This window comes from Magnetospirillum fulvum (assembly GCF_900108475.1).
Classification (GTDB): Bacteria; Pseudomonadota; Alphaproteobacteria; order Rhodospirillales; family Magnetospirillaceae; genus Phaeospirillum; species Phaeospirillum fulvum_A.
Map to the genome: position 1 here is coordinate 81896 of NZ_FNWO01000010.1, position 21837 is coordinate 103732.

General features: G+C 64.5%; 18 protein-coding genes. 9 read left to right on the forward strand and 9 right to left on the reverse strand.

What is annotated here, in order from left to right; all coding sequences use genetic code 11:
* Positions 1–13: 13 nt before the first annotated feature.
* The 8 genes from BLW40_RS12235 to BLW40_RS12270 all read right to left on the reverse strand — a co-directional run bounded on the left by BLW40_RS12235 (position 14) and on the right by BLW40_RS12270 (position 9228).
* A complete protein-coding gene (locus tag BLW40_RS12235) occupies positions 14–820 on the reverse strand; it encodes an undecaprenyl-diphosphate phosphatase (protein ID WP_074768965.1) in 807 nt (268 codons plus the stop codon).
* Between the two features lie 212 nt (positions 821–1032).
* A complete protein-coding gene (gene groL / locus BLW40_RS12240; protein ID WP_074768967.1) occupies positions 1033–2673 on the reverse strand; it encodes a chaperonin GroEL in 1641 nt (546 codons plus the stop codon).
* 24 nt (positions 2674–2697) lie between these two features.
* Positions 2698–2985, reverse strand: a complete 288-nt coding sequence (gene groES, locus BLW40_RS12245) for a co-chaperone GroES (protein WP_002729422.1) — start codon at positions 2983–2985, stop codon at positions 2698–2700.
* A 179-nt stretch (positions 2986–3164) separates the two neighbouring features.
* Positions 3165–4436, reverse strand: a complete 1272-nt coding sequence (gene purD, locus BLW40_RS12250; protein WP_074768969.1) for a phosphoribosylamine--glycine ligase — start codon at positions 4434–4436, stop codon at positions 3165–3167.
* A gap of 55 nt (positions 4437–4491) precedes the next feature.
* On the reverse strand, positions 4492–5661 hold the full coding sequence (locus tag BLW40_RS12255) for a glycosyltransferase family 9 protein (protein ID WP_074768971.1): 1170 nt from the start codon (positions 5659–5661) through the stop codon (positions 4492–4494).
* A gap of 4 nt (positions 5662–5665) precedes the next feature.
* Positions 5666–6784, reverse strand: coding sequence for a glycosyltransferase family 9 protein (locus tag BLW40_RS12260; RefSeq protein WP_074768973.1), 1119 nt, complete (start codon positions 6782–6784; stop codon positions 5666–5668).
* Complete coding sequence (locus tag BLW40_RS12265; RefSeq protein WP_074769100.1) at positions 6781–7914, reverse strand: glycosyltransferase family 9 protein; 1134 nt, start codon at positions 7912–7914, stop codon at positions 6781–6783. The genes BLW40_RS12260 and BLW40_RS12265 overlap by 4 nt, the downstream gene beginning before the upstream one ends.
* A gap of 81 nt (positions 7915–7995) precedes the next feature.
* A complete protein-coding gene (locus BLW40_RS12270) occupies positions 7996–9228 on the reverse strand; it encodes an O-antigen ligase family protein (protein WP_074768975.1) in 1233 nt (410 codons plus the stop codon).
* A gap of 231 nt (positions 9229–9459) precedes the next feature.
* Here BLW40_RS12270 and rimP point away from each other — a divergent pair, with 231 nt between their 5' ends.
* The 9 genes from rimP to BLW40_RS17435 all read left to right on the forward strand — a co-directional run bounded on the left by rimP (position 9460) and on the right by BLW40_RS17435 (position 20287).
* Complete coding sequence (rimP, locus tag BLW40_RS12275; RefSeq protein WP_074768977.1) at positions 9460–9972, forward strand: ribosome maturation factor RimP; 513 nt, start codon at positions 9460–9462, stop codon at positions 9970–9972.
* A gap of 1 nt (position 9973) precedes the next feature.
* Complete coding sequence (gene nusA, locus BLW40_RS12280; RefSeq protein WP_074768979.1) at positions 9974–11491, forward strand: transcription termination factor NusA; 1518 nt, start codon at positions 9974–9976, stop codon at positions 11489–11491.
* Between the two features lie 17 nt (positions 11492–11508).
* Positions 11509–12147: an RNA-binding protein gene (locus BLW40_RS12285; protein WP_244511174.1), complete on the forward strand. Its 639-nt coding sequence runs from the start codon at positions 11509–11511 to the stop codon at positions 12145–12147.
* Between the two features lie 138 nt (positions 12148–12285).
* Complete coding sequence (infB, locus tag BLW40_RS12290) at positions 12286–14916, forward strand: translation initiation factor IF-2 (protein ID WP_074768981.1); 2631 nt, start codon at positions 12286–12288, stop codon at positions 14914–14916.
* 44 nt (positions 14917–14960) lie between these two features.
* Positions 14961–15356, forward strand: a complete 396-nt coding sequence (gene rbfA / locus BLW40_RS12295) for a 30S ribosome-binding factor RbfA (RefSeq protein ID WP_074768983.1) — start codon at positions 14961–14963, stop codon at positions 15354–15356.
* 148 nt (positions 15357–15504) lie between these two features.
* Positions 15505–16467 (forward strand): tRNA pseudouridine(55) synthase TruB, encoded by a 963-nt coding sequence (truB, locus tag BLW40_RS12300; RefSeq protein ID WP_074768985.1) that lies wholly within the window; start codon positions 15505–15507, stop codon positions 16465–16467.
* Entirely contained in the window at positions 16451–16720 is a 270-nt protein-coding gene (gene rpsO / locus BLW40_RS12305; protein ID WP_021130627.1) for a 30S ribosomal protein S15, read from the forward strand. Before truB ends, rpsO begins: the two co-directional genes overlap by 17 nt.
* Before the next feature lie 144 nt (positions 16721–16864).
* On the forward strand, positions 16865–19024 hold the full coding sequence (gene pnp, locus BLW40_RS12310; protein ID WP_074768987.1) for a polyribonucleotide nucleotidyltransferase: 2160 nt from the start codon (positions 16865–16867) through the stop codon (positions 19022–19024).
* Between the two features lie 249 nt (positions 19025–19273).
* Positions 19274–20287, forward strand: coding sequence for a hypothetical protein (locus tag BLW40_RS17435; RefSeq protein WP_139305583.1), 1014 nt, complete (start codon positions 19274–19276; stop codon positions 20285–20287).
* 234 nt (positions 20288–20521) lie between these two features.
* On the opposite strand, the gene BLW40_RS12315 is transcribed toward BLW40_RS17435, so the two are convergent.
* Positions 20522–21739 (reverse strand): NADP-dependent isocitrate dehydrogenase, encoded by a 1218-nt coding sequence (locus tag BLW40_RS12315; protein WP_074768989.1) that lies wholly within the window; start codon positions 21737–21739, stop codon positions 20522–20524.
* Between the last annotated feature and the right edge of the window lie 98 nt (positions 21740–21837).

Genomic DNA, 21837 nt, shown 5'->3' on the forward strand with positions numbered 1-21837 from the left:
GCCCATCCGGGCCTTAGATCAGCGACGACCACAGCAGCAGGCCGAGCGCGGCCAGACCCAACAGAATCCGGGCCAGCGCCAGCGGGGCGAAGGTGTGACGATCGACCCAGGCCATCATCGCCGCAATCGCGGCAAACGCGATCAGCCCGGCGGCGGCGGCGGCGATCTGAAGATCGGCCGACAAGATCGGTTGGGTGTGGCGGGTCAAGTGCCACAGGCTGAGAGCGGCATGGCCGAGAATCAGCGGGATCGCCAGCAGCAGCGAGAAGCGGGCCGCCTCGCGTCGCTCCCACCCCAGCAGGCGGGCGGCGGCAATGGTGATGCCGGTGCGCGATACGCCGGGAAACAGCGCCAGCGCCTGGACCAGCCCCAGCCCGGCGGCGACGGGAAGGGTCAGATGCTCGACCCGGCGCACCGTGACCCCCAGCCGGTCGCAGAGCAGCAGAACCACGCCGCCGGCCAGGATCAGGATTGCCGCCATCACCGGCCCGACCGCAGCGGCGGCGGGGAGGGCGAGAAAGCCGCCCAGAACCGCCGTCGGTACCGTTCCGGCGACGACATGGAGCATCAGCCACGACCCGGCATCGGGCTTGCCTTTGGCCAATCGCCACAGGCCGACGACCATCGCCAGCACATCGCGCCAGAAATACAGCAGCAGCGCCGCCAGGATTCCGCAATGGGTCGCGACCGCCAGGGCGGCGCGTCCATCGTCGCTGCCCGCGAGGCCGGGCAGGGCCGCCAACGGCCCCGACGCGCCGATGGGCAGAACCTCGCCAAGGCCCCGGATCAGGGCAACGGTTAAAACATCCAGCAAAGTCAAGGGGCTGTCTCCGTACCGGCCTTGGTCCGTTATAACACCGGGGCGAGGGGGCCGGAAGAGATACCGTACAGGGGCTTCAATCGCTTCGTGCGAGTGGGGATGGCTTATCCCATCCGACCGGGATTCTCTGGCCCGGAGCGGGCAACGAAAAGCCCCCCACCCGCGAGGGGAGGGGGGCTCAATCGATCGGGTCGATTGCAGGCGAGCGGGACTTAGAAGTCCATGCCGCCGAAATCGCCGCCGCCAGCGCCCGGCATCGCCGGAGCGTCCTTCTTGGCCTTCTCGACGATCAGCACCTCGGTGGTGACCAGCAGGCCAGCGACCGAAGCGGCGTCCTGGAGGGCGGTGCGAACCACCTTGGTCGGATCGATGATGCCGGCGGAGATCAGATCGACATATTCGCCGGTCTGAGCGTTGAAGCCGAAATTCACATCCGACTGCTCGAGCAGCTTGCCAGCGACCAGCACGCCATCGGCACCGGCATTGTCGGCGATCTGACGAACCGGAGCCTGGAGGGCGCGGCGAACGATTTCGATACCAACCTTCTGGTCGTCGTTACCGGCCTGGAGGTCCTTCAGAACCTTGATCGAGTGGAGCAGAGCGACGCCACCACCGGCGACAATGCCTTCCTCGACCGCGGCGCGGGTGGCGTGCAGGGCGTCATCGACGCGATCCTTGCGCTCCTTCACCTCGACTTCGGAGGCGCCGCCGACCTTGATCACCGCAACGCCACCGGCCAGCTTGGCCAGACGCTCTTGCAGCTTCTCGCGGTCGTAGTCGGACGAGGTCTCTTCGATCTGGGCGCGGATCTGCTTGATCCGGGCTTCGATTTCGGACTTCTGACCGGCACCATCGACGATGGTGGTGTCTTCCTTGGTGATGGTGATGCGCTTGGCGGTGCCGAGATCGGTGATCGCGACGTTCTCAAGCTTAATGCCGAGGTCTTCGCTGATGACCTGACCACCGGTGAGGATGGCGATGTCTTCCAGCATGGCCTTGCGGCGATCGCCGAAGCCCGGAGCCTTGACGGCAGCGACCTTCAGGCCGCCACGCAGCTTGTTGACGACCAGGGTGGCCAGAGCCTCGCCCTCGATGTCCTCGGCGATGATCAGCAGCGGACGGCCGGACTGGACGACCTGCTCGAGCACCGGCAGCAGCGGCTGGAGGCCCGACAGCTTCTTTTCGTGGAGGAGAACGAAGGGGTTCTCCAGCTCGACGGTCATCTTCTCGGCATTGGTGACGAAGTACGGGCTGGTGTAGCCACGGTCGAACTGCATGCCTTCGACGACTTCGAGCTCGGTGTCGAGGCCCTTGGCCTCTTCAACGGTGATGACGCCTTCGTTGCCGACCCGCTCCATCGCCTCGGCGATCTTCTTGCCGATGTCGGCTTCGCCGTTGGCGGAGATGGTGCCGACCTGGGCGATCTCGGCGTTGGTCGAAACCTTGCGCGACCGCGACTTCAGGTCGTTGATGACGGCGATGACGGCGAGGTCGATGCCGCGCTTCAGGTCCATCGGGTTGATGCCAGCGGCAACCGACTTGGCGCCTTCGCGGACGATCGCCTGGGCCAGAACGGTGGCGGTGGTGGTGCCGTCGCCGACCAGATCGGCGGTCTTCGAGGCAACTTCCTTGACCAGCTGCGCGCCGAGATTCTCGAACTTATCAGCCAGTTCGATTTCCTTGGCGACGGTCACGCCGTCCTTGGTGATGCGGGGAGCGCCGAACGACTTCTCGATCACGACGTTGCGGCCCTTGGGGCCGAGGGTCACCTTCACCGCGTCGGCGAGGATGTCGACGCCGCGCAGCAGACGGGTGCGGGCATCGGTAGAGAATTTGACTTCCTTGGCAGCCATTTTTCTTGAACCTTTATTTAGAAATTAGGCGAGAATGCCGAGAATGTCGGATTCTTTCATGATCAACAGGTCCTGCCCGTCGATCTTGACTTCGGTGCCCGACCACTTGCCGAACAGCACCTTGTCGCCAGCCTTGACGTCCAGGGCGGCAATCTTGCCGTCTTCGCCGCGAGCGCCGGGGCCGACGGAGACGACTTCACCCTGCTGGGGCTTTTCCTTGGCGGTGTCGGGGATGATGATGCCGCCAGCGGTCTTCTCTTCGGATTCGAGGCGCTTCACCACCACGCGATCGTGGAGCGGTCTGAAAGTCATGGGACTGAACCTCCGTTTGGTCTTCGCCACAAGGGCGACACAACAGTTTTGGCCGGTGAAGGGGCGCTGTTAGCACTCCTCACCAACGAGTGCTAACCATCTAAGGGCGTCCCCCCATCCTGTCAAGCGCGGCTGGGTTAAGAATCTGTCATGTCGGCCGAGGGGACAGACGAATCGCCTTAACGCGCCAGGGCGCGCCAGGCGATATCGCGGCGGCAGAACCCGCCCGGCCAGTCCAGCGCATCGACCGCCCGATAGGCCCGCTCGCGCGCTTCGGCGACATCGGCCCCGATCGCGGTGACGCCCAGCACCCGGCCGCCGGTGGCGATCACCTGCCCGTCTTTCAGCGCGGTTCCGGCATGGAGAACGGTGACGCCCTCAATCGCGCCCGCCGCCTTCAGCCCGCCGATCACGCTGCCCTTCTGGTAGGTGCCGGGATAGCCGTTGGCGGCCATCACCACCACCAGCGCCACCGCGTCGCGCCAGGACAGGCTGATCTGGTCCAGCCGTCCCTCGGCCCCGGCCAGCAGCACCGGCAGCAGATCGGACTCCAGCCGGGCCATCAGCACCTGACATTCCGGGTCGCCGAAGCGGACATTGTATTCAAGCAGCTTCGGCCCCGCCGCCGTGACCATGATTCCGGCGAACAGCACCCCGCTATAGGGGCGGCCCAGTTCGGCCATCGTCGCGATCAGCGGGCGGATGCAGGTGTCGATGATTGCCGCTTCGACCTTCGGGGTGACCACCGGAGTGGGCGAATAGGCTCCCATGCCGCCGGTATTGGGGCCGGTATCGCCGTCGCCGACCCGCTTGTGATCCTGGGCGGCGGCCAGCGGCAAAGCGGTGCGGCCGTCGCACAGGGCGAAGAAGCTGCATTCCTCGCCTTCCAGGAATTCTTCGATTACCAGTTCGTCGCCCGCCGCGCCGAACACCTTGTCGCCCATCATCGCATCGACGGCGTCGAGCGCCTCGGCCTGGGTCATCGCGACGACGACGCCCTTGCCCGCGGCCAGCCCGTCGGTCTTGACGACGATCGGGGCGCCCTTGGCGCGGATGAAGGCCTTGGCGGAGTCGCTGTCGCGGAAGCGGCCGTACCACGCGGTGGGAATCCCCGCCTTGGCGACGACATCCTTCATGAAGCCCTTCGAGCCTTCCAGCTCGGCGGCGGCGGCCGAGGGGCCGAACACCTTGATCCCGACCTCGCGGCAGCGATCGGCCAGCCCGGCGACCAGCGGCGCTTCGGGGCCGATCACCACCAGATCGACCGCGTTGGCGCGGGCAAAGGCGACCAGATCCTCGACCGCCTCGGCGGCGATGGCGACGCATTCGGCGCTGTCGGCGATCCCGGCATTGCCCGGGGCGCACCACAGCTTGGTCAAAAGCGGCGATTGCGCCAGCTTCCAGCACAAAGCGTGCTCGCGTCCGCCCGATCCGACCACCAATACCTTCATCCCAGCATCCTTTCCGTGACTTAAAGCTTCGTCGTGGGGGGCGGACCCCCGATCTCTAGGCGAGTTCCGTCCGCTCCCGCACCGCCTGCCACACCGCTTCGGGCGGGATGGCGGCGACGCAGGGGAACGCCTCGTCCGGCGTCGCCCGCTTGGGGCAGCGCCACAGGCAGTGATAACACTCCATCTCGACCGACAGAAATGTCGCGCCCTTGGGCCGCACCGCCTCGGGATAGGGGACGAAGCTGCCGAAATGGCCGCCGCCGACCAGCAGCACCGTCGGCGCGCCGACGCCCAGGGCCAGATGGCCGGGGCCGGTATCGTTGCTGACGACGCAGGCGGCGTGCTTCATCACGTCGATCAGGTCGGGCAGCGACAGGGTGCCGATGGTGTCGATCGCGCCGGGATGGGCCAGGGCGGCGATGGCGGGCTTGGCGAAGGCCTCCTGTCCCGCGCCGACGAAGACGACGCGCAGACCGGCATCGAGACAGCGGCGGGCGATGGCCAGAAACGCGTCGAACGGCCAGCGCCGTCCCGGCTCGTTCGAGCCGAAATTGAGCACGACATAGGGTGCGGCGGCGGTGTCGCTGGCCAGGGCGGGCACCCGTTCGCGCCAGGGAATCCGGATTGTCTCGGGCGGGTGAATGCGCCCGGTGATCGCGTCGAGAAAGGCGAAGTGGCGCAGCCCCTCGTGGGTCGGATAGGGGCCGGTGTCGATCACCCGGGTGGCGCGGGCGAGATACCAGCCATATTCGGCGCGGGTGCGGTCGGTGACGAAGGGCTGGGCAACGATCCGGCTGGGGGCGCGGCTGGCCCAGACCAGGGAATCGGCGGTCAGGGTCTTGCGCATATACATGTCGCAGATCGCGGCGGCGAAGCCCTGGCGGCGGACCCACAGCGCGATCTTCAGCCGGTACAGCCACTTCTTCTCGAAGGCGTGCTCGTCGATGGTGACGACGCGGATGCCGGGAAACACTTCGTCGGCCAGCCCGCGCCAGGAATGGCAGCCGAGCAGGGTGATCTCGGCCCGGTCCATTCCGAAGGCGGCGGGGTAATGCTCCAGCGCGGCCCGCGCCATCACCATGTCGCCGATCCCGTCCATCCGCACCACCAGCAGGCCGCGCCGGGGCGACCGGCTCGGCCACAGCGCCACCAGGGCATCAATCGGACGAAACAGCCACCAGCGGCGGCGCATCCCGCGCGGAAACACACTCGAAAACCAGCCCATGGGATCAGATCGCTCCGCGCGTCACGGTGTCGCCGATGGTGGCGATCACCGGCTCGAGATCGAGATCGGCGACACAGGGATACATGCCGTCGATCAGGGGGAATTTGCAGCGGCCCAGGCAGCCCTGGCAGGCCATCGGGACGTGGATGAAGCGGACATTGTCGGGGGCGACCCGCTCGTCATAAGGCACCCCGGCACCGACGAAGGCGGCGCTGGCCAGACACAAAGCGGGGGTGCCGAGCAGCACCGCCAGATGCAGCCCGGCGGTATCGACTCCGATCGCCAGTTGCGCCCCCATCAGCACCGAGGCCAGCCGGTCGAACCCGCCGGTCTCGATCGCGACGTTGGGGCGGGCGAGCAGGCCCATGATCGCCGGGTGGCGGTCGAAATCGCTGCGGTGACCGGCGACGACGATCCGCCAGTGGGACGGGACCGCCTCGGCCATCCGCCGCCAGCTTTCGGCCGTCAGCATCCGCTGCCGCACCCCGGAAAAGGGGAAGAAGACGATGGTGTCGGTCATCCGCTCCGGCGGCGGCAACTGCCCATCGGGCAGCAGGGCCAGTTCGGGCGGCTGGCGGTCGTCCAGAATCGCGTCGGCGAATTTCGACCAGCGGACGATCTTGTCTTGGCGCACCGGGCCGGATTCGAACAAGATGTCGAACACTTTTTCGCTGTCGTCGCGGCGCTGCTCGAAATTGCGCTTTAATTGCGGCGGCATCATCCCGGCGGTCTCGGCCGGGTCGGCGGCGACGATCAGCGCCTCGTCGCGGTCGTGAACCCGGATGTAATCGAGCGAGACGATCAGCCGGTAATGCTGGGCGTGGAGATCGGCGAAGGTCTTCCAGCGATACTCGATCTCGTCCAGCCGCTCGAACTCGATCCGGCGCAGCTTCAGCAGGCGGGGGAACAGAAAGGCCATCCCGGCGGCGTCGGGGCGGCAGAGCAGGGTAACGCTCTCCTCCAGCCGTCCCAGCCGCATGAAGCGGGCCAGCACCGCCGACAGGAACACCATCTCGGCTGGACCGCGCGAACTGACCAGCAACACGCCTTCGGCGCGGCGGCGGCGCGACCTGCGGCGCAGCAGGAACCCCAGCAGCGGGTCGAGCAGCGGCGCAAGCTTCATCGCGAGGTCTCCGTCATGTCGGCGACCGCCTCCAGCACGGATTCGGCGGAGAGGGCGGCGACACAAGGATACATTGAATCAATGGCGGGTCGGCGACAATCGCCGAGACAGCCCTGACAGGCCATCGGGGTCCAGACGAACCGGGCCGAGGTCGGCCCCAGCGCCTCGACATAGGGGATGTTGCCGCCGACATAGGCGGCGCTGGCCAGACACAGGGTTGGCACTCCCAATGCGGCGGCGAGATGCATGCAGCCGGTATCGACCGAGACCACCAGCCGCGCCGCCCGCAGCACCCCGACCAGTTGGGCGAACGAGATCGGCTCGAAGCTGACGCCGGGCAGGTCGAGCAGGGGGCGATATTCGGGGCAGCGCTCGAAATCCGAGGGATGGCCCGAGATCCGCACCCGCCAGCCGGGGGGCAGACTTTCAATGATGCGGCGGAACAGATCGGGCGGGCTCTGCTTGCCGCGCACCGCCGAGAAGGGCTGGATCACCAGAGTCGGAGTCTGGGCGGTGGCCGGGTCGGGCGGGGCCAGCCCGGCCAGACGCTCGGGCGGCAGGGCGACGCGGGGTGGGGGCAGGGTCCGCCCGGTCAGGGCGTCGGCGAACAGAGCCCAGCGCAGCAGCTTGTTGTCGAGCTTTTCCGGCCCGGTCTCGATCAGGCGACCCCAGCGTTTGCCATTGGCGTTGAGGCGAGCCTGATACTTGACCCAGGGGCGGGGAACCATCGCGGCGCGCTCGGGGGCGGCGCAGGCGAAGGCCAGCGCCTCGTCGAGGTCGGGGTGGCGCTGGAAATCGGTCGAGACCACCAGCCGGAAATGACGGCGATAGAGGTCGGCCAGGATCGCCCGACGCCGGGCCGGGGAACGCAAGGCGGCGAAATCGACCGTCATCACCTCAAGCGAGGGCGGCAGCAGGAACGCCATCTCGGCGGCATTGGCGCGGAGCAGCACGGTGACCGTCTCGCCCGGCTGGGCCAGGGCGGCAAAGCGCTCGGCTACCAGCGCGAACAGCACGGTGTCGCCCAGCCCTCCGGCCGAGATCAACAGCACGCCCGACGCCGGGGGGGCGCGGCGGGTCAACCGCCGTTCCAGGCCGGTCAACGGATCGGTCAGGCGGTGCAGCTTCATCGCCCGCTCTCCTTCGACCACGCGCGGTTGGGGAGGGCGCGGCGGATATTTCCTCGACCGGACATGGGGAACCTGCGGCGGCTATAACGCCTGCTTCTTAACAGAAGTCGCGGACGGACCCAAGCCTTGGGGCTGCTCCCGCCGGGCCAGGGTGGCTTGGCCCAAAGTGGCGAGGATCAGCATCAGACACAGCCACCAGCTTTGCCACGCGCCGAAACTGACGTTTTGCACCGCGAACACGGCGGCAAAGGCGGCCAGCGCCAGCACCCGACCGCTACCCTCGGTGGAGGCGACGATCGCGCGCAGGACGACGACGATCAGGGCACAGGTCAGCAGGGCACCGACCAGCCCCAGTTCGAGCCAGACCTGAAGCACCGCGTTATGGGGGTGCAGCGGGATCAACTCGGTATGGGCGGCATAGATCTTCTCGCCGACGGTGAAATCGTAATCAATCCGGTTCTGCCCCTCGGGGATGCCGCGGGCGGAATTGGCACCGTGGCCCAGAATCGGCGCCTGGACGATCAGATCGCCGACTCCGCGATAAATCGCCAGACGGTGCAGCGTCGAATTGGCGATCATCGGAACCCGGTTGGCGGCGGTTTCGGGATCGGGCAGATGGGTGGCGGCAAACGGGGCGATCAGGGTCCAGGCGACGAACGCCGCGCCCAAGGCGGCCGGGGTCAGGCGGGGGGCGAGAACGGCCAGTCCCGCGACCGCGCCGCCGAACAGCACTGCGACGACCGCAGCCAGACTGCCGAACTTCACCGAGGTTACCAGCACCGCGGCGATCAGGCCGAGCCCGATCAGGCGGGGGCGGGGCAGGGCGGGCAACACCGCCAGACCCGGCCACAGCACCAGGGCGGCGGCGACCAGACCGGGCTGGATCTGGCGGTCGAGCAGCTTGCGCTCAAGGATATAGAGGGCCAGGGCAAGCAGGCATCCGGCCAGCAGGGCGAGCCCGATCCGGCGGCGGCCGGTCGCATCAATCCGTCGGGCGGTGGGGACGAGCAGCACGCCCAGGCCGAACACCGGAGCGGTCTGGACAATCCAGGTGACGGCATCGGCGGGAAGCCCGGCGGTCCAGCCCAGGCTTGCCGCACCGAACAGGGCGATCGCGGCCAAGATCGCGGCAACGGCGCGGTCGGGCCGGGGCCAGCCTCCGGTGGCGCGGCGGAACAGGCCGATCGCCGCCAGGGCGAACAGGACGAACAGCGGGGCCACGCCCTTGGGTGCGGTCGCCGCGACCACGGGGGCGAGGAAAGCGGTGGCGACAAAGGCGGTTGTCAGACCCGAATGGCTTTGCGTCTCAGACATCGTCCGCTCCGTCGCGTGATTGCGGCGCCGTTATAGCGTGGCAATCCCGAGCGAAGGTAGGGGGAATCTGGGGCGGATCGCGGCGGGGGATAACGGACTTGCCTCCGACGCGGAAATGATTATAGTACGGCACAGACACAGTCTTACATGCCTGGTGACAGGATGGTGAGAGTGGGCCGGCGGCCCACTTTTTTGTTTTTTAGGTCGTTGGTCGCAAGGCATCGGGTCATCATGGATCTTCAAAGCCGTTTAGAGGCCCTGATCGGTCCGTCCCTGGATGCCATGGGTTACGATCTGGTTCGGGTCCAGTTGCAGGGCAATCAGCGCCTGACTCTCCAGATCATGGCCGACCGCAAGGATGGCGCGGCGATGGGGGTCGAGGATTGCGTCGGCATTAGCCGGTCGCTCTCGGCACTTCTCGATGTCGAGGACCCGATTTCGGCGCCCTACACCCTTGAGGTCAGCTCCCCCGGCGTCGATCGGCCGCTGACCAGAGCCAAGGATTTCGTGCAGTGGTCCGGCTTCGAAGCGAAGCTGGAATCGGCACAGCCGATCGAGGGCCGCAAGCGGTTCCGGGGACGGCTGGTCGGTCTTGACGAGACGGGCAACCATGTCCGTCTGGTGGTCGAGACCGGCGAGGTTGCCATTCCGCTTGCCGATGTCCGGGGTGCCAAGCTGGTGCTGACCGACGAGCTGATCCGAGCGACCATCAAGGACCAGGAAGGTTTGAGGACAGACGATTAAGATGGAACGAATCGCCGCACTCCCCCGCCCCGAATTGCTTCAGGTCGCCGACGCCGTCGCTCGCGACAAGGGCATCGACCGTGACGAGGTCCTTGAGGCCATGGAGCAGGCCATTCAAAAGGCCGGTCGCTCGAAATACGGCCACGAGCACGACATCCGTGCCCACATCGACCGCAAGACCGGCGAAATCCAGCTTGCCCGCTATATCGAGGTGGTCGAGACCATCGAGAACGAAGCGACCCAGTTCACCCTGACCCAGGCGCTGCGCAAGAAGCCGGGTGCGGTGGTTGGCGACTTCCTGATCGACCCGCTGCCGCCGATTGATTTCGGCCGCATCGCCGCGCAGACCGCCAAGCAGGTGATCGTCCAGAAGGTGCGCGATGCCGAGCGTCAGCGCCAGTTCAACGAATACAAGGACCGCGTCGGCGAGATCTCGAACGGTCTGGTCAAGCGGGTCGAGTTCGGCAATGTCATCGTCGATCTGGGCCGCGCCGAAGGGCTGCTGCGCCGCGACGAACTGATCCCGCGCGAGACCTTCCGCACCGGCGACCGCGTCCGCGCCTACATTTTCGACGTCCGTCAGGAGCCTCGGGGTCCGCAGATTTTCCTGTCGCGCACCCATCCGATGTTCATGGCGAAGCTGTTCGCCCAGGAAGTGCCGGAAATCTACGACGGCATCATCGAGATCAAGGCGGTGGCCCGCGATCCCGGCTCGCGTGCCAAGATCGCCGTGCTCAGCCATGATTCCTCGATCGACCCGGTCGGGGCCTGCGTCGGTATGCGCGGTTCGCGCGTCCAGGCGGTGGTCGCCGAGCTTCAGGGCGAAAAGATCGACATCATTCAGTGGTCGCCCGACGTCGCCACCTTCGTGGTCAATGCCCTGGCTCCGGCCGAGGTGACCAAGGTGGTTCTCGACGAAGAGGCGGGCCGCATCGAAGTCGTCGTTCCCGACGATCAATTGTCGCTGGCGATCGGCCGGCGTGGTCAGAACGTCCGTCTGGCCAGCCAGTTGACCCAGTGGAACATCGACATCATGACCGAGGCCGAGGAGTCCGAGCGGCGCACCGAGGAGTTCCGCTCGCGCTCCAACATGTTCATCCAGGCGCTCGACGTCGATGACGTCATCGCTCACCTGCTCGTCACCGAAGGGTTCTCCTCGGTCGAGGAAGTGGCGTATGTGCCGCTGGAGGATCTGGCCAGCATTGAAGGCTTTGACGAAGGTGTCGCCGAAGAGCTTCAGAATCGTGGCCGCGTGTTCTTGTCCGAACAGGACGAGCGCTATACGCAGATGCGCCGGGACATCGGTGTCGCCGACGACGTCGCCGCGATCGAGGGGCTGACCCCGGCGCTGCTGGTCAAGCTCGGCAATCGCGGGGTGAAGACCCTCGACGATCTGGGCGATCTGGCCAGCGACGAGTTGATCGACATCGTCGGCAAGGACGCGATGAACGAAGATCAAGCCAACGCCGTCATCATGGCCGCCCGTGCCCATTGGTTCGAGGACGGGGCCGCGGGCTGACGGCCCGGAAAGGATGGATGATGCCGGACCCCGAGGCGGAGTTTGACCCGCCGGGCGACGAGGACGAGGAGACCGGACCGAACCGCCGTTGCATCGTCACCGGTACGGTCCGGCCCAAGGCCGAACTGCTGCGGTTTGTCATCGCGCCCGACGAATCGGTAGTTCCCGACCCTAACCATCGTCTACCTGGACGGGGAATCTGGTTGAGCGCAGGCCGGGATGTGGTAAATACGGCCGTGGCCAAGCGCTTCTTCTCCCGCGCCGCCCGCCGCCCGGTCACCGTGCCGGACGATCTGGCGGGTCGGATCGAGGCTTTGCTGGTGCGCCGCTGCCTCGATGGTCTGGGATTGGCCCGCCGCGCCGGGCGCGCGGTTTGTGGTTTCGAAAAAGTGTGCGCCGAGGTTCGCGCCGGGCGCGCCGCTCTTATTCTCGCCGCCCGTGACGCCTCACGCGATGGACGCGAAAAAGTCCGGGCGTTGGCGGCGGGACACGGTGGAGCCGGGACTATTCCGGTGATCGAACTGTTCGACGGGGCCGAGATGGGGTCCGTTTTTGGCCGCGATACGGCCGTGCATGTGTGTGTGTCGCCAGGAAAACTGGCTAGCCGTCTTGTTGGGGAGGCGGCGCTGCTGGCGGGGTTTCGCCAGGGCGACTAAGGGGGGAGGGACCGACGGGCCGCAAGGCCCGGCGGGACGTAAGGGGGAGAAACCGGCTCGTCCGGTGAGGTTGACCGAAATCGGATTACCGGTGGCAATCCGGCCGCCATTCAGGCCGCGAGAGAGACGAAGTCATACATGAGCGATTCCAAGGATCAAGACCGTAAAGCCCCGCTGAAGCTGCCCCAGCCGGGCAAGCTGGAGCTCAAGAAGACCGTCGAGACCGGTCAGGTCCGGCAGAGCTTCTCGCATGGCCGGTCCAAGACCGTGACCGTCGAAGTTCGCAAGAAGCGGACCTTCAGCAGCGTCGGCGGTGCCATGCACGAGGTCAAGGACGGGGTTCACTCCGCCGCCGAGGCCGATCTCGCCGCTGCGGTGGCCAAGGTCGAGGCCGCGGCCCGTGCCGTCAATGCCCATGATCTCACCAATCATGAGAAGCATGCCCGCGCCAAGGCGTTGCAGGAGGCCCAGCGCGCCGCCGAGGACGCCCGCCGCCGTGCCGAGGAGGAGGAAGTCCTCCGTCTCGCCGAGGAAGAGGCCGCCCGCCGCCGCGCCGAAGAGGAAGAGGCCGCGCGCCGTATCGCCGAGGCCGAGGCGCTGGCCGCCCAGCCCGAACCGGTGGCAGCCGCTCCCGAACCTGTCGCTCCGGTCGCTGCCGCCGCCGCCGCTCCGGCTGTTGCCGCTCCCGCTGCTCCGACCGCTGCCGCTCCGGCCGCCGCCGGTGCTCCCGTCGCCGCCGCTCCGGCTGGTGCCGCCGCTCCCGCTGCGGATGCCGCCGCCCGTCCGCGCACCGAGGAAGAGGAAGAGGAAGAGGCCCGCGCCAAGAAGCGCGCCGCCGCTCACAAGCCCGCTCCGGTCAAGCGCAACGAACCGCGCCGCCGCACCGGCAAGCTCACCATCACCGACGCGCTGACCGACGATGACCGCTCCGAGCGCGGCCGTTCGCTCGCCGCCGTCAAGCGGGCCCGCGAGCGCGAGCGCCTCAAGCACCAGCAGACCGGTGCCGAGAAGGTGATCCGCGACGTTATCATTCCCGAATCGATCACGGTTCAGGAACTGGCCAACCGTATGGCCGCCCGTGGCTCCGACGTCATCAAGGCGTTGATGCGGATGGGCGTGATGGCCAGCATCAATCAGGCGATCGACGCCGACACCGCCGAACTGGTGGTGACCGAGTTCGGTCATAATTCCCGCCGCGTCTCCGAAGCCGACGTTCTGCTCGGTCTGGGCGGCGACGCCGACGAAGAGGAAGTGCTGGAATCCCGCGCTCCCGTCGTCACCATCATGGGCCACGTCGATCACGGCAAGACCTCGCTGCTCGACGCCCTGCGCGAAACCGATGTGGTCTCGGGCGAAGCCGGTGGCATCACCCAGCATATCGGCGCCTATCAGGTGGCGATGAGCGGCGGTGGCCGGATCACCTTCATCGACACCCCCGGCCACGAAGCGTTCACCGCGATGCGTGCCCGTGGTGCCAAGGTCACCGATATCGTGGTCCTGGTGGTCGCCGCCGACGACGGCATCATGCCGCAGACGGTCGAAGCGATCCGCCATGCCAAGGCTGCCGGTGTGCCGATCATCGTCGCGATCAACAAGATCGACAAGCCCGACGCCAACCCCGAGCGGGTCCGTCAGGAATTGTTGCAGCACGAACTGGTGACCGAAGATCTGGGCGGCGACGTGCTCGCCATCGAGGTCTCGGCCAAGAAGCGGATGAATCTCGACAAGCTGGAAGAGGCGATCCTCCTCCAGGCCGAAATCCTCGACCTCAGGGCCAATCCCGACCGCACCGCCCAGGGCGTGGTGATCGAGGCCAAGATGGAAAAGGGCCGTGGTTCGGTCGCGACCGTCCTGGTTCAGAAGGGCACCCTGCGGGTCGGCGAAGTGTTCGTCGCCGGGTCGGAATGGGGCCGCGTCCGCGCCCTCGTCGATGATCGCGGCAATTCGATCACCGAAGCCGGTCCGTCCAGCCCGGTCGAAGTGCTCGGTCTTCAGGGCACCCCGGCCGCCGGTGACGATTTCGTCATCGTCGATGACGAGGCCCGCGCCCGTGAAGTCGCCAATTACCGCCAGCGCGTCGAGCGCGAGGCCCGGGCTCGTCTGGCCCAGCGTGGGACGCTGGAACAGATGTTCTCGGCGATCAAGGCGGGCGACGCCAAGGAACTGCCGATCGTCATCAAAGGCGACGTGCAGGGCTCGGTCGAAGCGATCGCCTCCACCGTCGAGAAGATCGGCAACGATTCGGTCAAGGTGCGCGTCCTGCACTCGGCCGTCGGCGGCATCAACGAATCCGACGTCACCCTGGCGAAGGCTTCGGGCGGTCTGATCATCGGCTTTAATGTCCGTGCCAATCCGCAGGCCCGCGACATGGCCCGCCGCGACGGCGTCGATATCCGCTATTACTCGATCATCTACGACGTCACCGACGATCTGAAGAAGATGCTGTCGGGGATGCTGGCACCGACGTTGCGCGAACGCTTCCTCGGCTATGCGTCGATCCGCGAAGTGTTCTCGATCACCAAGGTCGGCAAGGTTGCGGGCTGCATGATCACCGAAGGTATCGTCAAGCGTGGCAGCAAGGTCCGTCTGCTCCGCGACGATGTGGTGATCCACACCGGCGATCTCGCCCAGTTGAAGCGCTTCAAGGAAGACGTGAAGGAAGTCCGCGACGGCTACGAATGCGGCATGTCCTTCACCAATTACGAAGACATCCGTGCCGGCGACGTCATCGAATGCTTCGAGATCGAGGAGGTTGCGGCGACCCTGTAGGGGGCGTCGCGACCGCTTTCGATCCAGCCGGAAGGAGCGCGTCCATGCCGAGGGGAAACAAACCGCCGTCGCAGCGTCAGCTGCGCGTCGGTGAGGAACTTCGCCACATCATCGCCGCTGTGATCGAGCGCGGCGAGTTCCGCGACCCCGATCTGGTCGGGCGCGGCATCACCGTTACCGAGGTCCGGGTCAGCCCCGATCTGCGCAACGCCACCGTCTTCGTGGTGCCGTTGGGCGGGGGCGAGACCGCCCCGATTCTGTCGGGGCTGAAGCGGGCCAAGGCGTTTCTGCGCCACGAAATCGGCAAGTCCGCTTTGTTGCGGACCGTGCCCGATTTGTGGTTCCAGCCCGACACCACCTTCGACGAAGCCTCGCGCATCGACGATATCCTCCGCAGCCCCGAAGTCCTGCGTGACCTCGAAGGCGGCGAGGGGGCCTAAGTCAGGCTGTGGGCTCCGCCCACACCCGCCAGGGGCGAAAGCCCCTGGACCCCGGTTCTGACGATGGGGATCAAAGGGGCTTTGGCTCTTTGCGGGGAGAGCGGGGCCGTGCGCGCGCCCTGCATTCTTTCATCCGAAAGCGACATCAATGGCACGCAAGCGCAAGGGCCGTCCGATTGACGGCTGGCTGTCGATCGACAAACCGCTCGGTCTGTCCTCGGCCCAGGTGGTGGGCAAGGTCCGCCGTCTTCTCGACGCGGACAAGGTCGGCCATGGTGGCACGCTCGACCCGCTGGCGTCGGGGGTGTTGCCGATCGCGCTGGGCGAAGCGACCAAGACGGTTCAGTACGTGATGGACGGGGCGAAGACCTATCGCTGCACGGTGCGCTGGGGCGAGGCGACCTCGACCGAGGACCGCGAGGGCGAGGTGATCGCGACCTCGGACGTTCGCCCCGACGAAGCGGCGATTCTGGCGGTGCTGCCGCGCTTCACCGGCGAGATTGAGCAGGTTCCGCCCGCGTTCTCGGCGATCAAGGTCAATGGCGAGCGCGCCTACGATCTGGCCCGCGCCGGAGAAACCGTCGAACTGAAATCGCGCCTGGTGCGGATCGACCGGCTGAGTTATCTCGGCTCAAGCGATCCCGACCACGCCGAATTCGAGGTGCATTGCGGCAAGGGCACCTATATCCGCTCGCTGGCCCGCGATATCGCGCTGGCGCTCGGCACCGTCGGCCATATCGCCGCGCTTCGCCGCACCGCCTGCGGCCCGTTTACCGAGGCCCAGTCGATTTCCCTTGAAAGTCTGGAGGTCGTCGGGCAAGGTCCGTCCCTTCGGAGTTGTCTGCTCCCGATCGCGACCGCGCTGGACGACATCCCGGCCCTGGCCTTGAACGAAGCAGACGCCCGCCGCCTCCAGAGTGGCGGCCCCGTGCCTCTGGCACGCGCGGCTTCCTCGCATCCGCAGGCCGAAATCGCGTCAGGCATTCCGTGCCGGGCGATGGTCGGCGAATTGCTGGTGGCACTGGTACGCATCGAGAGCGGGATGATCCGCCCGGTGCGCGTAATGACTTTAGATCGAAGCGAAGGAGCTGACGATGTCGATCACCCCTGAACGCACCCAAGAGCTGGTGAAGGAATTTGCGACCACCGAAGGCGACACCGGGTCGGCCGACGTGCAGGTCGCGATTCTCTCCGAGAGAATCCGGAACCTCACCGAGCATCTGAAGGAGCACAAGAAGGATTTCCATTCGCGTCGCGGCCTGCTGATCATGGTCGGCCAGCGTCGTCGGATGCTCGATTACTTGAAGAAAAAAGACCAGAAGCGGTACGAGGGGCTTATTGCTCGCCTTGGCCTCCGCAAGTAAGCGGGCTTCTCGGAAAGACGGCCGGACGTCGGCCAAGACGGTACCCGCGTGGGGATGGCTTCACGCGGGTTGCCGTGTTTTTATTTCACGACGTCGGGGTTGCCGCAATCCGGCGGCAATTCTAGGGATAAGGAACTGACGAGAATGTCGCTGTTCAACGTACACCGCAAGGAGCTCATCTGGGGCGGGCGCAAGCTGACCCTCGAGACGGGCAAGGTTGCTCGCCAGGCCGATGGCGCCGTGCTGGCCACGTATGGCGAAACCACCGTGCTCTGCACCGTGGTCGGGGTCAAGACCCAGAAGCCGGGAATCGATTTCTTCCCGCTCACCGTGAATTACCAGGAAAAGGCGTTCGCCGCCGGCAAGATCCCGGGTGGCTTCTTCAAGCGCGAAGGCCGCCCCAGCGAGAAAGAGACCCTGGTCTCCCGCCTGATCGACCGTCCGATCCGCCCCCTGTTCGTCGATGGCTTCCGCAATGAAGTCCAGGTCGTCTGCACCGTGCTGTCGCACGACCTCGAAAACGATCCCGACATCGTGTCGCTGGTCGGTACCTCGGCCGCGCTGACCCTGTCGGGCCTGCCCTTCATGGGTCCGGTCGGCGCCGCCCGCGTCGGCTACGTCGATGGTCAGTACATCCTGAACCCGAAGGCCGAAGAGCTGTCCAAGAGCGCGCTTGATCTGGTCGTCGCCGGGACCTCCGAAGGCGTGCTGATGGTCGAGTCCGAAGCGCAGCAGCTCTCCGAAGAGATCATGCTGGGCGCGGTCACCTTCGGCCACACCGAATTCCAGCCGGTGATCAAGGCGATCATCGAACTGGCCGAACTCGCCGCCAAGGAGCCGTGGGAACTCGCTGCCCCGCCCGCCGAGATCGCGATCGTCCGCTCGAAGTTCGAAGCCGCCGGTATCCCCGCCGCGCTGGCCGAGGCTTACAAGATCGTCAAGAAGCAGGACCGCTACGCCGCCGTCGGCGCCGTCAAGAAGTCCGCTCTCGAAGCGCTGACCGAAGCGGCCGAACTGGCCGTCGCCCCCGGCATCCTGAAGGACCTCGAGTCCGAAGTCGTCCGTGGCAACATCCTCAACACCGGCATCCGGATCGACGGCCGCGACACCAAGACCGTCCGTCCGATCGAAGTCGAAGTCGGCGTGCTGCCCCGCGCTCACGGGTCCGCTCTGTTCACCCGTGGCGAGACCCAGGCCCTGGTGGTCGCCACCCTTGGCACCGGCCAGGACGAGCAGATCATCGACGCGCTGGCGGGCGAGTACCGCGAGCACTTCATGCTCCACTACAACTTCCCTCCCTACTCGGTCGGCGAAGCCGGTCGGATGGGCTCGCCCGGCCGCCGCGAAATCGGCCATGGCAAGTTGGCGTGGCGCGCGGTTCGTCCGACCCTGCCGGCCAAGGACGCCTTCCCCTACACCATCCGCGTCGTCTCCGAGATCACCGAGTCGAACGGCTCGTCCTCGATGGCCACCGTCTGCGGCTCCTCGCTGGCCCTGATGGATTCCGGCGTGCCGTTGCCCCGTCCGGTCGCCGGTATCGCGATGGGTCTGATCAAGGAAGGCGACAAGTTCGCCGTTCTGTCCGACATCCTGGGTGATGAAGATCACCTCGGCGACATGGACTTCAAGGTGGCCGGGACCGCCGATGGCGTCACCGCCCTCCAGATGGACATCAAGATCACCTCGATCACCCGCGAGATCATGAAGATCGCCCTGGATCAGGCCAAGGACGGCCGTATCCACATCCTGGGCGAGATGAACAAGGGCCTCGATTCGGCCCGCGATTCGGTCTCCGGCAACGCGCCCCGTATCACCACGATCTCGATCCCCAAGGAAAAGATCCGTGAAGTGATCGGCACCGGCGGTAAGGTCATTCGCGAAATCTGCGAACAGACCGGCGCCAAGATCGATATCGACGACGACGGCACCATCAAGGTCGCCTCGGTCGATTCCGATGCCGCCCAGCGCGCGATTGATTGGATCCGTGGCATCGTCGCCGAACCCGAGCTCGGCGTGATCTATACCGGCAAGGTCGTGAAGGTCGTCGATTTCGGCGCGTTCGTGAACTTCCTCGGCTCCCGCGACGGTCTCGTCCACATCTCGGAACTGTCGCGCGAGCGCGTTGCCAAGGTCGCCGACGTGATCAAGCAGGGCGATTCCGTCAAGGTCAAGGTGCTGGGCTTCGACGATCGCGGCAAGGTCAAGCTGTCGATGAAGCAGGTCGATCAGGCCACCGGAGAAGACATCTCCGCCCAGATCGAGGCCGAAAAGGCCGAGCGCCGCAAGGACCGCCCCGAGGCGTAAGCCTTAGGCACAGTCCGACGTGACGAAGGCGCGGTCCCGGTAACGGGCCGCGCCTTTTTCGTTGGGAATGGCTCAAGTCTTCGGGGCGCTGCCCCAAACCCCGCCAGGAGGCAGGGGCCTCCTGGACCTCGGGGGATAGAATTGCTAGCCTATGAATGTTAACTCAACTAAAGATTTAGTGTTATTATGTGCGATGCATCGAAAGACGGGCTCTGAGCGTTTCTGTGGATGTAATTTGAGGATAAAATGATGGATGATTTTGCCTCTCCCGCAGCAAAGAAATTGATCGAAATAGTGGTGGCGTCCGCGGCTAAGTCAATAATGGGAATTGCAGAATTGGCAATAGATCGTATATCTGGGCGCTTTATTCCAGTAAAGCCATCACATATGATGGAGATGATGAATAAAATTAAGGATGATGTTAATAAAATATTTATCGGGCATTCTTCGATTGAGATTATACTAAGAAAGTATCCAATATTAGAGAATGAGGGGGATTTAACACTCAGTGATAAAGAGTTAGAAAAAAGAATAATATTTAAAAATTTGATAGACATAGAAAAGAGGCCAAATGAAACTCATGCAATAGTTAGTGACGATTCTTTTTTCTACGGAGATTCTCCTATTATTAAATATAGGACAGTCGATTACGCTGGAATTCGTGCAATTAGAAGTCTGGGTGGAAAGCCAAAAATATTGAGTGCAGGTGGTTTCTTTGTCTGTCTTGATCAGAAAAAAATAGCATTTCACCAAAGAAGTAAATTTGTTGATACATATAAGGATTGCTTGCATATATTTGGTGGGAATTTTATGAAGATGGGGCATGTCGCCGATTCTTCAATATTGCATACTCTATTAAGAGAATTTGAGGAGGAGGCGCGTGTTTCTCTTCGTGTTTCTCGGGGTGGAGATAATCCTATTCCATTCCTGTTCGCAAACGAAGTGACTGGATTTGTACAGTTCGTCGCTCCTCCATTCAATATTGATGCTGCCGATTTTGATGCAATGAGTGGAGATGGAGGAGATGGAGGTATAACTGAAGGTGGTGTGCGGAAAATTAATTTCTCAGAGCTATCTGCAATTTTACAAGATGTTAATAAATGGGTTCCAAGTGGTTTGATGCATGTGATCGTCTGGTTGGCTATTGGAACGCCTGTTATACATAAACATAGAATATATAGAGCAATTCCTGAGGATCAATCGATCGAAATATTTAAGCAAGTTGTTGTTTCTGCGGAGAGGGGTAACTTCGCTAATTATTAATTTTTTACTGTGAGTCATACATTTACGTGAAATGTACCTCTTGGGGTCCGGGGCTATGCCCCGGGCGGGTACGGGCGGCAGCCCGCCAAGACCGTAAGGTCCGCACTCTCGGGGACGGCAGCATGGGTCGCCGGGTCAAGCCCGGCGACGACGAACGGGGCTGGACATGAAAACGGCGCGATCTCCTGGGGAAACCGCGCCGTCGTCATCGTCTGAGACCGAAACCCGCAGGCTTTAGGCGGCTTCCATCTTGGCGCGCAGACCCTCGTCGAGCTTGTCGAGGAACTGGGTGGTGGTGAGCCAGGGCTGATCGGGACCGATCAGGATGGCGAGATCCTTGGTCATGAATCCGGCTTCGACGGTATCGATGCAGACCCGTTCGAGGGTCTCGGCGAAGCGGGCGACCTCGGGGGTATTGTCGAACTTGGCGCGGTAGCTAAGGCCGCGGGTCCAGGCGAAGATCGAGGCGATCGGGTTGGTCGATGTCGCCTTGCCCTTCTGGTGTTCGCGGTAATGGCGGGTGACGGTGCCGTGGGCGGCTTCGGCCTCGACGGTCTTGCCGTCGGGCGACAGCAGCACCGAAGTCATCAGGCCGAGCGAACCGAAGCCCTGGGCGACGGTGTCGGACTGGACGTCGCCGTCATAGTTCTTGCAGGCCCAGACGAATTCGCCGGACCATTTGAGGGCGCAGGCGACCATGTCGTCGATCAGGCGGTGTTCATAGGTGATGCCGAGCTTGTCGAAATCGGCCTTGAACTCGGTCTCGTAGACGTCCTGGAACAGATCCTTGAAGCGGCCGTCATAGGCCTTGAGGATCGTGTTCTTGGTCGAGAGATAGACCGGCCACTTCTTGTCCTTGCCGTAATTGAGGCAGGCGCGCGCAAAGCCACGGATCGATTCGTCGAGGTTGTACATTCCCATCGCGATACCGGCGCTGGGGAAGGTGAACACTTCGTGCTCGATCACCTGACCGTCAGTGCCTTCGAACGTCATCGTCAGCTTGCCGGGGCCGGGCACCTTGAAATCGGTGGCGCGGTATTGGTCGCCATAGGCGTGACGGCCGATCACGATCGGCTTGGTCCAGCCGGGGACGAGGCGCGGCACGTTCTTGCAGATGATCGGTTCGCGGAACACGGTGCCGTCGAGGATATTGCGGATGGTGCCGTTGGGCGACTTCCACATCTTCTTCAGATTGAATTCGGTGACGCGGGCTTCGTCGGGGGTGATCGTCGCGCATTTGACGCCGACGCCATACTGCTTGATCGCCTGGGCGGCTTCGACCGTGACCTTGTCGTCGGTGGCATCGCGGTTTTCGACGCCGAGATCGTAATATTTCAGGTCGATATCGAGATAGGGCAGGATCAGCTTGTCCTTGATGAACTGCCAGATGATCCGCGTCATCTCGTCGCCGTCGAGCTCGACGATTGGATTGGCGACATTGATTTTTTTCATCGACGTCCTCCCGGTTATTGGGCAATTCTGGGATGTGTCGGGACGCGCGTTGTCCCGCGCGCGGTGCCGCCCCGATCGGCGGCGACGATACCATCCGT

Bases quoted from the DNA above. Each gene is read 5' to 3' on its own strand.
- groL (WP_074768967.1), bottom strand. From the start codon at position 2,673: ATGGCTGCCAAGGAAGTCAAATTCTCTACCGATGCCCGCACCCGTCTG.
- groES (WP_002729422.1), bottom strand. From the start codon at position 2,985: ATGACTTTCAGACCGCTCCACGATCGCGTGGTGGTGAAGCGCCTCGAA.
- purD (WP_074768969.1), bottom strand. From the start codon at position 4,436: ATGAAGGTATTGGTGGTCGGATCGGGCGGACGCGAGCACGCTTTGTGC.
- BLW40_RS12255 (WP_074768971.1), bottom strand. From the start codon at position 5,661: ATGGGCTGGTTTTCGAGTGTGTTTCCGCGCGGGATGCGCCGCCGCTGG.
- BLW40_RS12260 (WP_074768973.1), bottom strand. From the start codon at position 6,784: ATGAAGCTTGCGCCGCTGCTCGACCCGCTGCTGGGGTTCCTGCTGCGC.
- BLW40_RS12265 (WP_074769100.1), bottom strand. From the start codon at position 7,914: ATGAAGCTGCACCGCCTGACCGATCCGTTGACCGGCCTGGAACGGCGG.
- BLW40_RS12270 (WP_074768975.1), bottom strand. From the start codon at position 9,228: ATGTCTGAGACGCAAAGCCATTCGGGTCTGACAACCGCCTTTGTCGCC.
- rimP (WP_074768977.1), top strand. From the start codon at position 9,460: ATGGATCTTCAAAGCCGTTTAGAGGCCCTGATCGGTCCGTCCCTGGAT.
- nusA (WP_074768979.1), top strand. From the start codon at position 9,974: ATGGAACGAATCGCCGCACTCCCCCGCCCCGAATTGCTTCAGGTCGCC.
- BLW40_RS12285 (WP_244511174.1), top strand. From the start codon at position 11,509: ATGATGCCGGACCCCGAGGCGGAGTTTGACCCGCCGGGCGACGAGGAC.
- infB (WP_074768981.1), top strand. From the start codon at position 12,286: ATGAGCGATTCCAAGGATCAAGACCGTAAAGCCCCGCTGAAGCTGCCC.
- rbfA (WP_074768983.1), top strand. From the start codon at position 14,961: ATGCCGAGGGGAAACAAACCGCCGTCGCAGCGTCAGCTGCGCGTCGGT.
- truB (WP_074768985.1), top strand. From the start codon at position 15,505: ATGGCACGCAAGCGCAAGGGCCGTCCGATTGACGGCTGGCTGTCGATC.
- rpsO (WP_021130627.1), top strand. From the start codon at position 16,451: ATGTCGATCACCCCTGAACGCACCCAAGAGCTGGTGAAGGAATTTGCG.
- pnp (WP_074768987.1), top strand. From the start codon at position 16,865: ATGTCGCTGTTCAACGTACACCGCAAGGAGCTCATCTGGGGCGGGCGC.
- BLW40_RS17435 (WP_139305583.1), top strand. From the start codon at position 19,274: ATGGATGATTTTGCCTCTCCCGCAGCAAAGAAATTGATCGAAATAGTG.
- BLW40_RS12315 (WP_074768989.1), bottom strand. From the start codon at position 21,739: ATGAAAAAAATCAATGTCGCCAATCCAATCGTCGAGCTCGACGGCGAC.